The 12,648-nt window shown below is 41.7% G+C and carries 14 protein-coding genes; 11 read left to right on the top strand and 3 right to left on the bottom strand.

Features of this window, described 5'->3' with window-relative positions:
• Positions 1 to 125 precede the first annotated feature (125 nt).
• Genes RWO85_RS02675 through RWO85_RS02665 form a run of 3 tightly spaced genes read right to left on the bottom strand, consistent with a single transcriptional unit; the run spans position 126 to position 1,974 of the window.
• Positions 126 to 893, bottom strand: coding sequence for a hypothetical protein (locus RWO85_RS02675; RefSeq protein ID WP_314413828.1), 768 nt, complete (start codon positions 891 to 893; stop codon positions 126 to 128).
• Positions 894 to 908: 15 nt separating this feature from the next.
• The gene (locus RWO85_RS02670) at positions 909 to 1,604 is read right to left on the bottom strand and encodes an ABC transporter ATP-binding protein (RefSeq protein ID WP_000054197.1); all 696 of its coding nucleotides are present in this window, start codon (positions 1,602 to 1,604) and stop codon (positions 909 to 911) included.
• A 4-nt stretch (positions 1,605 to 1,608) separates the two neighbouring features.
• Complete coding sequence (locus RWO85_RS02665; RefSeq protein WP_000119150.1) at positions 1,609 to 1,974, bottom strand: GntR family transcriptional regulator; 366 nt, start codon at positions 1,972 to 1,974, stop codon at positions 1,609 to 1,611.
• Between the two features lie 139 nt (positions 1,975 to 2,113).
• On the opposite strand from RWO85_RS02665, the gene nrdR reads away from it, so the two are divergent.
• From nrdR to RWO85_RS02610, 11 genes are all read left to right on the top strand, one after another.
• Complete coding sequence (gene nrdR, locus RWO85_RS02660) at positions 2,114 to 2,587, top strand: transcriptional regulator NrdR (RefSeq protein WP_001203672.1); 474 nt, start codon at positions 2,114 to 2,116, stop codon at positions 2,585 to 2,587.
• Positions 2,588 to 3,757 (top strand): replication initiation and membrane attachment family protein, encoded by a 1,170-nt coding sequence (locus RWO85_RS02655; RefSeq protein WP_314413825.1) that lies wholly within the window; start codon positions 2,588 to 2,590, stop codon positions 3,755 to 3,757.
• The gene (gene dnaI, locus RWO85_RS02650; protein ID WP_314413822.1) at positions 3,758 to 4,654 is read left to right on the top strand and encodes a primosomal protein DnaI; all 897 of its coding nucleotides are present in this window, start codon (positions 3,758 to 3,760) and stop codon (positions 4,652 to 4,654) included.
• Positions 4,651 to 5,364, top strand: coding sequence for an NADPH-dependent oxidoreductase (locus RWO85_RS02645; RefSeq protein ID WP_314413819.1), 714 nt, complete (start codon positions 4,651 to 4,653; stop codon positions 5,362 to 5,364). The genes dnaI and RWO85_RS02645 overlap by 4 nt, the downstream gene beginning before the upstream one ends.
• Before the next feature lie 13 nt (positions 5,365 to 5,377).
• Complete coding sequence (der, locus tag RWO85_RS02640) at positions 5,378 to 6,688, top strand: ribosome biogenesis GTPase Der (protein WP_001207696.1); 1,311 nt, start codon at positions 5,378 to 5,380, stop codon at positions 6,686 to 6,688.
• 84 nt (positions 6,689 to 6,772) lie between these two features.
• The gene (locus tag RWO85_RS02635; RefSeq protein WP_314413930.1) at positions 6,773 to 7,108 is read left to right on the top strand and encodes a hypothetical protein; all 336 of its coding nucleotides are present in this window, start codon (positions 6,773 to 6,775) and stop codon (positions 7,106 to 7,108) included.
• A gap of 74 nt (positions 7,109 to 7,182) precedes the next feature.
• Entirely contained in the window at positions 7,183 to 7,518 is a 336-nt protein-coding gene (locus tag RWO85_RS02630) for a hypothetical protein (RefSeq protein WP_314413816.1), read from the top strand.
• A 32-nt stretch (positions 7,519 to 7,550) separates the two neighbouring features.
• Entirely contained in the window at positions 7,551 to 7,838 is a 288-nt protein-coding gene (locus tag RWO85_RS02625; RefSeq protein ID WP_314413813.1) for a hypothetical protein, read from the top strand.
• Positions 7,839 to 7,983: 145 nt separating this feature from the next.
• On the top strand, positions 7,984 to 10,497 hold the full coding sequence (secA, locus tag RWO85_RS02620) for a preprotein translocase subunit SecA (protein WP_314413811.1): 2,514 nt from the start codon (positions 7,984 to 7,986) through the stop codon (positions 10,495 to 10,497).
• 80 nt (positions 10,498 to 10,577) lie between these two features.
• A complete protein-coding gene (locus RWO85_RS02615; RefSeq protein WP_314413809.1) occupies positions 10,578 to 11,609 on the top strand; it encodes a 3-deoxy-7-phosphoheptulonate synthase in 1,032 nt (343 codons plus the stop codon).
• Between the two features lies 1 nt (position 11,610).
• Positions 11,611 to 12,642 (top strand): 3-deoxy-7-phosphoheptulonate synthase, encoded by a 1,032-nt coding sequence (locus RWO85_RS02610; protein WP_000864042.1) that lies wholly within the window; start codon positions 11,611 to 11,613, stop codon positions 12,640 to 12,642.
• The last annotated feature ends 6 nt before the right edge of the window (positions 12,643 to 12,648 follow it).

The raw sequence follows: 12,648 nt of genomic DNA, 5'->3' as shown, positions 1-12,648 counted from the left end.
TTGATTTTCGAAGAGTATTAATTGGTTAGAAGGATTCGTTTGTAAGATAAAGTTAGACAGAAAATGAGATAAAAGAAAAAGGATAGCCTCTCTGCGATGAGATGTTATCCTTTTTGATTATGAAACTATTGCAAATTAACCTTGTTTTTCAAGATATAGTAGATTCCGAGGTAGTAGATAGCTATGAAAATGAGTTCCTCGATAATGGATGTACTTGCTCCCATATAGAAATTATCATTAAATCCTGCAAGTGAATTGACATAGAAGTTAGTACTGGTATTGAAGAAAACTCCAATAAATCCTATGACGATTTGGATCCCAATGTAGGCTGCAACAGCGAGTGCGGTACGGTATTCATTGAACAGTTGTCCAATGGAAATGGCTAAGTAAATGCAGAGGATTCCAGAAATAGTATTTAGTAGGAAGGATAACCCCACAAGAGAGAGTTTAGGGAGGTATGTTCCTACAAGTGGGAACCAGTCATAATGTGACATCCAATCTGGAACCGTTATAGTCACAATAAGAAAAGCACTTAGAGCCAGTACAGCCGAGCTAAGTATAGACCAGATGAAGGCTCCGACTAATTTAGCTGTGATGATATAGTGCTCAGAAACTGGCAAGGTCAAAGTCAGATAGCCTTGGCGGTCATAGACACTACCTTTGAAGCGTTTGATAATCAAGAAAATGGTTGAAATCCAAAGTGTAATTATCAAGCCACCAAAGACGAGAGCCAGAAAGATAAATAGGAAAGGTTGGCTATCTTTGAAAGATATATAATTATAGTAGTGTCCTTGCATTCCCAGGGGGACGGAAAGGATGAGCACGGATGCGTAGAGGGCTAAATACCACTTGTTAACATTTTTAAATTCGTAGCGAACTAAATTCCAAAACATAATAATCTCCTTTGCTTAGGCCTTAAATTCCTGACGGAAGAGTTGGTCAATGGATTCACCTGACTCATAGCGAATGTCATCTACATTACCTTGACGGACGACTTTTCCATCTTTGAGGAAGACAATTTCATCCAAGATTGGCTCGATATCAGAAATCAAGTGGGTAGAAATCAAAACAGTAGAAGTTGGGGAGTAGTTGTTGATAATGGTATTGAGGATATACTCACGAGCTGCTGGGTCTACCCCACCAATGGGTTCGTCCAGAACGTAGAGACGAGCATCACGGCTCATAACCAAAATCAGTTGTACCTTTTCTTTGTTACCTTTTGATAGTTTCTTGAGACGACTATTTTCATCAATTCCCAAGTCTGCAAGTAGATGATGGGCGCGTTCAAGATTGAAATCTTTATAGAAGGTCTTGAAGTAGGTTAGGGCTTCTTTGACCTTCATTTGCTCATTGAGATAGGTCGTATCAGGCAAATAAGCCACGATGGCCTTGGTTGCTGGGCTTGGGTCCATGTCGTTGATAAGGACACGTCCTTGATCTGGTTGTAAGAGGCCATTGATTAGTTTAATCAGGGTTGTTTTTCCTGAGCCGTTTGGCCCAAGGAGACCAACAATTTTTCCAGCTGGGATGTCAAGGGAAACATTTTCAAGGGCTGGGGTTGCTCCATAAGATTTGGATACATTTTCAAATGCTAGTAATGACATAGGCTTAAACTCCTTTAATATAATCACTGACTACGCCTGGTAGTTCTTCTTTTTCATAGCCAAAATGGGTCATGGAGGAAACGAAGTGTTCCAATTCTTCTTCTGATAATTGTTTGCGCGATTGGGCGATTAGCTCCTTATCCTCAGTCACAAATCGTCCAGTTGTTCGCTTGCTGTAGACAAATCCTTCTCGTTCAAGGTCTGACAAGGCTCTTTGGATGGTGTTTGGATTGACACCGGCCTCGCTAGCCAGCTCTCGCACGGTTGGAAGTTGTTGATTGGGTTCCAGTGTATGGGAAACAATCTGAAGCTTGATTTTCTCCATAATCTGTAAATAAATGGGTTTTTTATTGTCAAATGTCCAGGACATCTTGGTCTCCTTTCTCCTATCCTTTTGTATTAATTAAATGATACAACAAAACAAAAAACTTGTCAAGCAAAAAGAAGAATTGTTTTGGGAATCGTTTAAAAAATGGTATAATGAAAAGAAAACGATAAGGAGGGAAAGGATGCGTTGTCCAAAATGTGGGGCTACCAAGTCAAGTGTTATCGATAGTCGCCAAGCAGAAGAAGGGAACACCATTCGTAGAAGACGTGAGTGCGATGAATGCCAACACCGTTTTACAACCTACGAACGAGTAGAAGAAAGAACCTTAGTGGTTGTTAAAAAAGATGGCACACGGGAACAATTCTCCAGAGATAAAATATTTAATGGAATTATCCGCTCAGCCCAGAAACGCCCTGTGTCAAGTGATGAAATCAACATGGTAGTCAATCGTATCGAACAGAAACTCCGTGGTCGAAATGAAAATGAAATTCAAAGTGAGGACATTGGTTCACTCGTCATGGAGGAGTTGGCTGAACTGGACGAGATTACTTATGTACGTTTTGCCAGTGTCTATCGTAGTTTTAAGGATGTCAGTGAACTAGAGAGCTTGCTCCAACAAATTACCCAGTCCTCTAAAAAGAAAAAGGAAAGATAAATGAAGCCAATTGACCGTTTTTCTTATTTAAAGAATAATCGGGTGTCGCAAGATACCTCATCTCTGGTACAGTGCTACCTCCCGATTATCGGTCAGGAGGCACTGAGCCTTTATCTTTATACGATTAGTTTTTGGGATAATGGCAGAAAGGAATACCTCTTTTCAAGCATTCTAAACCATCTCAACTTTGGGATGGATAGATTGATAAAATCCCTGAAAATCCTATCTGCTTTCAATCTCTTAACCCTTTATCAAAAGGGGGATACCTATCAGCTAGCCCTCCATGCTCCTCTTTCAAGTCAAGATTTCTTGGAGCATCCTGTTTATCGCAGACTTTTGGAGAAAAAGATTGGCGATGCAGCTGTGGAGGATTTGAAAGTTAAGAGTGCTGAGGGAGAAGAAATACCTGTCTCACTCAATCAAGTCTTTCCAGATTTGGCAGAACTGGGAAGTCAAGAAGACCTTGGTCTCAAGAAGAAAGTGGCCAACGATTTTGACTTAGACCATTTTCGTCAGCTTATGGCTCGAGATGGGCTTCGCTTTGCGGATGAGCAGTCCGATGTCTTAAACCTCTTTGCCATTGCCGAAGAAAAGAAATGGACTTGGTTTGAAACTTATCAATTGGCCAAGTCAACAGCTGTTTCCCAGGTTATTTCAACCAAACGTATGCGGGAAAAAATTGCTCAAAAACCTGTTTCCTCTGATTTTAGTCCTAAGGAAGCAACCATTATCAAAGAGGCTAAAAGCAAAACTGCCCTGCAGTTCTTAGCAGAAATCAAGCAAACTCGTAAGGCAAGTATTACCCAAACAGAAAGAGACCTCTTGCAACAGATGGCTGGCTTGGGCTTGCTGGATGAAGTCATCAATATTATTCTCTTGTTGACCTTTAATAAGGTAGATTCGGCAAATATCAATGAGAAATATGCCATGAAGGTAGCCAATGACTACGCCTATCAAAAGATTCATTCGGCAGAAGAGGCAGTTCTTCGGATCCGTGAGCGAGGGCAGAAAAGTCAGGCTCAAAAAAGCAGTAACCACAGTCCTGCCAAGTCCAATGTACCTAAGTGGAGCAATCCAGATTATAAGAATGAAACCAGCGAGGAAACTCGTCTGGAACTAGAACGTAAGAAACAAGAACTATTAGCTCGATTAGAAAAAGGAGGAGATTAGATGGAAAGTGTCGGAGACGTACTCAAACGTCAACCTAGCCGTTTTCATTATCAAGATTTGATTCAGAAAATCATGAAGGACCCTGATGTTGTGGCCTTTATCCAGCAAGAATCCTTGACTCCAGAGGAATTGAATCGCAGTATCTCCAAGTTTAATCAGTACATCACCGAGCGTGACAAGTTTCTCCGTGGGGATACGGATTATATTGCCAAAGGCTACAAGCCGATTTTGGTTATGAATCATGGTTATGCGGACGTTTCTTATGAAGAAACTCCTGAACTAATCGCGGCTGAAAAAGAAGCGGCTATTAAGAACCGTCTTAAGTTAATCAATCTGCCAGCCAGTCTCAAGAAAGCTAGTTTAGCTCAAGTTGACTTGGATGATTTGGGTCGCTTGCCAGTTTTTGAAAAGCTATTAGCCTTCGTGGAGCAATATCCAGTTATTCGAAAAGGTCTTTACCTATATGGAGACTTTGGTGTGGGTAAAAGTTTCATGGTGGCTGCCCTAGCCCATGATTTGTCAGAAAAACGTGGTGTTTCATCCACTCTCCTTCACTATCCTAGCTTTGTCATCGATGTCAAAAATGCTATCGGTGATGGTAATGTTAAGACCTTGGTGGATGAGATTAAGCTTTCTGAAGTCCTGATTTTAGATGACATTGGTGCCGAGCAATCAACAGCTTGGGTACGTGATGAAATCCTGCAAGTCATTCTTCAATATCGGATGCAGGAAAATTTACCGACCTTTTTCACCTCCAACTTCAACTTTGAAGAATTGGAGCAGCATTTCGCTAAAGGGAAGCATGGAAATGACGAAACCTGGGAAGCCAGACGCGTCATGGAACGCATCCGTTATTTGGCTGAGGAGACTCGTTTAGAAGGAGTAAACCGTCGATGACAGAAACAATCAAATTAATGAAGGCTCACACTTCAGTGCGCAGATTTAAGGAGCAAGCCCTTCCTCAGGAAGACTTGACCGAAATCCTGACAGTAGCCCAAATGGCCTCGTCTTGGAAGAATTTTCAATCCTACTCTGTGATTGTAATACGAAGTCAAGAGAAGAAAGATGCCTTGTATGAATTGGTACCTCAAGAAGCTATTCGCCAGTCTGCTGTTTTCCTTCTCTTTGTCGGAGATTTGAACCGAGCGGAAAAGGGAGCCCAGCTTCATACTGACAATTTCCAACCTCAAGGTGTAGAAGGTCTCTTGATTAGTTCAGTCGATGCGGCTCTTGCTGGTCAAAATGCCTTGCTGGCAGCTGAAAGCTTGGGCTATGGTGGTGTGATTATCGGTTTGGTGCGTTACAAGTCAGAAGAAGTGGCAGAGCTTTTTAACCTGCCTGACTACACCTATCCTGTCTTTGGGATGGCACTAGGAATACCAAATGAAGAACATGAAGTCAAACCTCGCTTGCCATTGAATCAAGTGGTGTTTGAGGAAGAATACCAAGAACAGTCAACTGAGGCAATCGAAGCTTATGACCGTGTACAGGCTGACTATGCTGGGGCGCGTGCGACCACAAGCTGGAGTCAGCGCCTAGCAGAACAGTTTGGTCAAGCTGAACCAAGCTCAACTAGAAAAAATCTTGAACAGAAGAAGTTATTGTAGAAAGTGAGAAATTATGGCCCTACCAACTATTGCCATTGTAGGACGTCCCAATGTTGGGAAATCAACCCTATTTAATCGGATCGCTGGTGAGCGAATCTCCATTGTAGAAGATGTCGAAGGAGTGACACGTGACCGTATCTATGCAACGGGTGAGTGGCTCAATCGTTCCTTTAGCATGATTGATACAGGAGGAATCGATGATGTCGATGCTCCTTTCATGGAACAAATCAAGCACCAGGCAGAAATTGCCATGGAAGAAGCCGATGTTATCGTCTTTGTCGTGTCTGGTAAGGAAGGAATTACCGATGCAGACGAATACGTAGCCCGTAAACTTTATAAGACCCATAAACCAGTTATCCTCGCAGTTAACAAGGTGGACAACCCTGAGATGCGAAATGATATCTATGATTTCTATGCTCTCGGTTTGGGTGAACCATTGCCTATCTCATCTGTCCATGGTATCGGTACAGGGGATGTGCTAGATGCCATCGTGGAAAATCTTCCAAATGAATATGAGGAAGAAAACCCAGATGTCATTAAGTTTAGTCTGATTGGTCGTCCCAACGTCGGAAAATCAAGCTTGATTAACGCTATTTTGGGGGAAGACCGTGTCATTGCTAGTCCTGTTGCTGGAACAACGCGTGACGCCATTGATACCCACTTTACAGATACAGATGGTCAAGAGTTTACCATGATTGATACGGCTGGTATGCGTAAGTCTGGTAAGGTTTATGAAAATACCGAGAAATATTCTGTCATGCGTGCCATGCGTGCTATTGACCGTTCAGATGTGGTCTTGATGGTCATCAATGCGGAAGAAGGTATCCGTGAATACGACAAGCGTATCGCAGGATTTGCCCATGAAGCTGGTAAAGGGATGATTATCGTGGTCAACAAGTGGGATACACTTGAAAAAGACAACCACACTATGAAAAACTGGGAAGAAGATATCCGTGAGCAGTTCCAATACCTGCCTTACGCACCGATTATCTTTGTATCAGCCTTGACTAAGCAACGTCTCCACAAACTTCCTGAGATGATCAAGCAAATCAGTGAAAGTCAAAATACACGTATTCCATCAGCTGTCTTGAACGATGTGATTATGGATGCTATTGCCATTAACCCAACACCTACAGACAAAGGGAAACGCCTTAAGATTTTCTATGCGACCCAAGTGGCAACCAAACCACCAACCTTTGTTATCTTTGTCAATGAAGAAGAGCTCATGCACTTTTCTTACCTGCGTTTCTTGGAAAATCAAATCCGCAAGGCCTTTGTCTTTGAAGGAACACCAATCCATCTCATCGCAAGAAAACGTAAATAAAAAAGTAGAATCTGGAATGACATTTCCAGATTTTTTTGATAGAATGAAGTTGAAGAAAACGCTATCAAAAAAGAGGTGTCGATGATGGAACATTTGTTTAAATTCTTACTTTTAGCACCGTACTTTTATTTTGATAACTGGATTGAAAAGGCCAACAGAAATAGTAAATTTTTCCCGATTTTTTACTATTTTTACTGGGTTTACATTCCCCTCTATGCTCTTTTTAGCCTAGCTTGGACAGTTGTTTCAGTTCTGTTTTTCAATATCGTCTTGAGAAATTTGACAGATATCAAGTTATGGGGCATTTGGTTTCTTTTTATTCTGCTAGCTATTGGTCTGAATAGGTTAACTTATTCCTGTTTCAAAAAAATGCTTCGCTTGAGACGAGAACTAGGGAAGTCAAAAGGTGGAAGGCATTGATTTATATTGGTAATAACATTTACATTTAATAGAACGAAACTAAAGAAAACAATTTTAAAGAGGAGGTGTCGCTGATGGAACATTTGTTTAAATTCTTGCTCATATTTCCCTGTATTTACTTTTTCAGCTGGATTGACAAGGATAATAGAGATAGTAAATTTTTCCCAATTTTTTACTATTTTTACTGGATTTACATCCCCCTCTATGCTCTTTTTAGCCTTGCTTGGACAGTTTTTTCAGTCCTGCTTTTCAATATCGTCTTGAGAAATGTGGCAGATATCAAGCTTTGGGGCATTTGGCTATTATTACTATTTATTGCTTTTGCTAGTGACTGGTTAGACTATATCTGTTTCAAAAAAATGTTTCGCTTGAGACGGGAGCTAGGGAAGTCTAAAGCGGGGAGACATTGATTTATATGGTTTTTGTTGATAGGAGGTAGCTTATGACACGTCTAAAATCATTTATTACACGCTATTCCAAAGTCTATATTGGTTTAGTTCTGTTGATCTGGATTGCTTTCTTCTTTCTTCCTTGGGGCAGTCCGATTCTGGGGGGAAAGATTGACCTCTTCAGCATGCAGAAAGTTTTACTAGTTTTTGGAATTCTGTCGATTTTGATGGCCTTGCTGTCCAAGAAAGTCAGTCTCTTTGTTTTTGGACTTATCTGTTGTCTTTCTTTTTGGATTAACCTATTTATCCTATTTGCCATTTTGCCAATTTTTGGCAATTAAAGCATCATAAAAGTCAGAGAGGTTAGCTTGGAAACTAGCCTCTTTTTCCTTTTCAAAATGGGGATTCTTCCTTGAAAATAATCAGTAATTGTGCTAAAATTAAAAGAACATTCTAAAATATTCGGAATTTAAAGTAAGGAAAAACATGGCTAATATTTTAAAAACAATTATCGAAAATGATAAAGGAGAAATCCGTCGTCTGGAAAAGATGGCTGATAAGGTTTTCAAATATGAAGACCAAATGGCTGCTTTGACAGATGACCAACTAAAAGCAAAAACAGTTGAATTTAAAGAACGTTATCAAAATGGAGAATCACTGGATTCATTGCTTTATGAAGCATTTGCAGTTGTCCGTGAAGGTGCCAAACGTGTCCTAGGGCTCTTCCCTTATAAGGTACAGGTTATGGGTGGAATCGTTCTTCACCATGGTGACGTGCCAGAGATGCGTACAGGGGAAGGGAAAACCTTGACTGCGACTATGCCAGTATACCTCAATGCCCTTTCAGGCAAAGGGGTTCACGTAGTTACGGTCAATGAATACCTGTCAGAACGTGACGCGACTGAGATGGGTGAATTGTACTCATGGCTTGGTTTGTCAGTAGGGATTAACTTGGCTGCCAAATCTCCAATGGAGAAAAAAGAAGCCTATGAGTGTGATATTACCTACTCAACCAACTCAGAAATCGGATTTGATTACCTACGTGATAACATGGTCGTTCGTGCTGAAAACATGGTACAACGCCCGCTCAACTATGCCTTGGTCGATGAGGTTGACTCAATCTTGATTGACGAGGCGCGTACACCTTTGATCGTATCAGGTGCTAACGCTGTTGAAACCAGTCAGCTATACCACATGGCAGACCACTATGTAAAATCTTTGGACAAAGACGACTACATCATTGATGTGCAATCTAAGACTATTGGTTTGTCTGATTCAGGGATTGACAAGGCTGAAAGCTACTTTAAACTTGAAAACCTCTATGACATCGAAAACGTAGCTCTTACTCACTTTATCGATAACGCCCTTCGTGCCAACTACATCATGCTTCTTGATATTGACTATGTGGTGAGCGAAGAGCAAGAAATCTTGATTGTCGACCAATTTACAGGTCGTACCATGGAAGGTCGTCGTTATTCTGATGGATTGCACCAAGCTATTGAAGCCAAAGAAGGTGTGCCAATTCAGGATGAAACCAAGACATCTGCCTCAATCACTTACCAAAACCTTTTCCGTATGTACAAGAAATTGTCTGGTATGACGGGTACAGGTAAGACCGAGGAAGAAGAATTCCGTGAAATTTACAACATTCGTGTTATTCCAATCCCAACAAACCGTCCTGTGCAACGTATTGACCACTCAGACCTTCTTTATGCAAGTATCGAGGCTAAGTTTAAGGCGGTTGTCGAAGACGTTAAGGCTCGTTACCAAAAAGGTCAACCTGTCTTGGTTGGTACAGTAGCGGTTGAAACTAGTGACTACATTTCTAAGAAATTGGTCGCAGCTGGTGTTCCTCACGAAGTCTTGAACGCCAAAAACCACTATAAAGAAGCCCAAATCATTATGAATGCTGGCCAACGTGGTGCTGTTACCATCGCAACTAACATGGCCGGTCGTGGTACCGACATCAAGCTTGGTGAAGGGGTTCGCGAATTAGGTGGACTTTGTGTGATTGGTACAGAACGTCATGAAAGTCGTCGTATCGATAATCAGCTTCGTGGACGTTCAGGTCGTCAAGGAGACCCAGGTGAGTCACAATTCTACCTTTCTCTTGAAGATGACTTGATGAAACGTTTTGGTTCTGAACGCTTGAAGGGAATCTTTGAACGCTTGAACATGTCTGAAGAGGCGATTGAGTCTCGTATGTTGACACGTCAGGTTGAGGCAGCGCAAAAACGTGTTGAAGGAAATAACTACGATACCCGTAAACAAGTCCTTCAGTACGACGATGTCATGCGTGAACAACGTGAGATTATCTATGCTCAACGTTACGACGTTATCACTGCAGATCGTGACTTGGCACCTGAAATTCACTCTATGATCAAACGCACGATTGGTCGTGTCGTTGATGGTCATGCGCGTTCAAAACAAGATGAAAAACTAGAAGCAATTTTGAACTTCGCTAAGTATAATTTGCTTCCAGAAGATTCTATTACGATGGAAGACTTGTCAGGCTTGTCTGATAAGGCCATCAAGGAAGAGCTCTTCCAACGTGCCTTGCAAGTTTACGATAGTCAGGTTTCAAAACTACGCGATGAAGAAGCAGTTAAAGAATTCCAAAAAGTTTTGATTCTACGAGTGGTAGATAACAAGTGGACAGATCATATCGATGCCCTTGATCAATTGCGTAACGCGGTTGGACTTCGTGGCTATGCTCAGAACAATCCTGTTGTTGAGTATCAGGCAGAAGGATTCCGTATGTTTAATGACATGATTGGTTCGATTGAGTTTGATGTGACACGTTTGATGATGAAAGCACAAATTCATGAACAAGAAAGACCACAAGCAGAACACCATATCAGTACAACAGCGACTCGCAATATCGCTGCCCACCAAGCAAATATGCCTGAAGATTTGGATTTGAGCCAGATTGGACGGAATGAACTTTGCCCATGTGGTTCTGGTAAGAAGTTTAAAAACTGTCACGGAAAAAGACAATAAAATGAGATAGTTTAGAGGCGGATACCTTGTGAAAAGTAAATTTTTACTTGGTATCCGTTTGCTTTATAAGGAGATGAGTTATGGTATTTACAGCAAAAAGTCCTAAAATTAATATTGAAGAAGTTCGTGCCTTATCAAAATTGGAAGGCCAAGCTTTGGAGAGAAAATCACAGCGCGATCAAGAGCTAGAAGCCATTATACGTGGAGAAGACCAGCGAATTCTCTTGGTAATCGGGCCGTGCTCATCTGACAATGAAGAAGCTGTCCTTGAGTACGCTAAGCGTTTGGCAGTCCTACAAGAAGAAGTAGCAGACCGTATCTTTATGGTTATGCGTGTTTATACTGCCAAACCCCGTACCAACGGAGATGGCTATAAGGGATTGATTCACCAGCCTAACACGGCAGAAGCACCTAGTCTTATCAACGGAATCAAAGCAGTTCGCCATCTTCACTATCGTGTCATTACGGAATCAGGTATGACGACAGCTGACGAAATGCTTTATCCTGAAAATCTTCCGCTAGTGGATGATTTGATTTCTTACATGGCGGTTGGTGCTCGTTCAGTTGAAGACCAGCAACACCGCTTTGTGGCAAGTGGAGCAGATTTTGCGACTGGTTTTAAAAATCCAACTTCAGGAAATCTCAATGTCATGTTTAATGGGATTTATGCTGCTCAAAACAAACAAAGTTTCCTTTTCCTAGGAAAAGAAGTGGAAACAACTGGGAACCCGCTTTCGCATGCCATTCTTCGTGGAGCGACCAATGAGTATGGTAAGAATATTCCTAACTACTACTATGATAATTTGATGGATACCATTGCCCAGTATGAGAAGATGGGCTTGGAAAATCCTTTTATCATCGTCGATACCAATCATGACAACTCTGGTAAGCAATACATGGATCAGATTCGAATTGTCCGCCAGACCTTAATTAACCGTGATTGGAATGAAAAAATCAAGCAGTACGTTCGTGGCTTTATGATTGAGTCTTATCTAGAAGACGGCCGTCAAAACGAACCAGAAGTATTTGGCAAGTCTATCACAGACCCTTGTCTTGGCTGGGAAAATACGGAAGCCCTTGTCAGAGAAATCTACCAAACGCTAGGAGAATAAGATGGCATTTATTGAAAAAGGTCAAGAAATCGATATTGAAGCAATCAAGGCAGAAACCCAATTGTCTGCGGAAGCCTTGAGACTAAAGGAGCGTCGTGATAGAGAATTGGCAGACATCATTTCAGGAGAAGATGACCGTATCCTTTTGGTGATTGGTCCTTGCTCGTCTGACAATGAAGAGGCTGTCTTGGAATATGCTCGCCGTTTATCAGCCTTGCAAAAGAAGGTGGCGGACAAGATTTTCATGGTTATGCGTGTTTATACAGCTAAACCACGCACCAACGGAGACGGCTATAAAGGTTTGGTTCACCAACCAGATACCTCTAAGGCTCCAAGTCTGATTAACGGTTTGCAGGCTGTGCGCCAGTTGCACTACCGCGTGATTACAGAGACTGGTTTGACAACGGCAGACGAGATGCTTTATCCGTCAAATCTGGTCTTGGTAGATGATTTGGTCAGCTACCATGCTGTAGGGGCTCGTTCTGTGGAAGATCAAGAGCATCGCTTTGTGGCCTCAGGGATTGATGCACCAGTGGGGATGAAAAATCCAACCTCTGGAAATCTAGGTGTCATGTTTAATGGCATCTATGCCGCTCAGAACAAACAGACCTTCCTCTTCCATGGTCAAGAAGTTGAGACTTCAGGAAATCCCTTGGCTCACGTTATCCTTCGTGGCGCAGTTAATGAATATGGGAAAAATGAGCCTAACTTTTACTACGAAACTTTGCTAAATGCCATTGAACGCTATGAAACCATGGGACTTGAAAATCCCTTTATCCTCATTGATACCAACCATGATAACTCAGGCAAGCAATATATGGAGCAGATTCGAATTGTTCGCCAGACCTTGCAAAATCGTGATTGGAATGAGAAAATCAAAAAGACGGTTCGAGGCTTTATGATTGAATCTTACCTAGCAGATGGTCGTCAAAATCAACCAGAGGTCTTTGGTTGCTCTATTACCGATCCTTGCCTAGGTTGGGAAAATACAGAGGCTCTGGTAGAAGAGATTTATGCTACCTTGACAAAATAAGTGAAA

This window comes from uncultured Streptococcus sp., assembly GCF_963521865.1.
Taxonomy (GTDB): domain Bacteria; phylum Bacillota; class Bacilli; order Lactobacillales; family Streptococcaceae; genus Streptococcus.
This window is presented reverse-complemented; position numbering and strand designations above follow the sequence as displayed.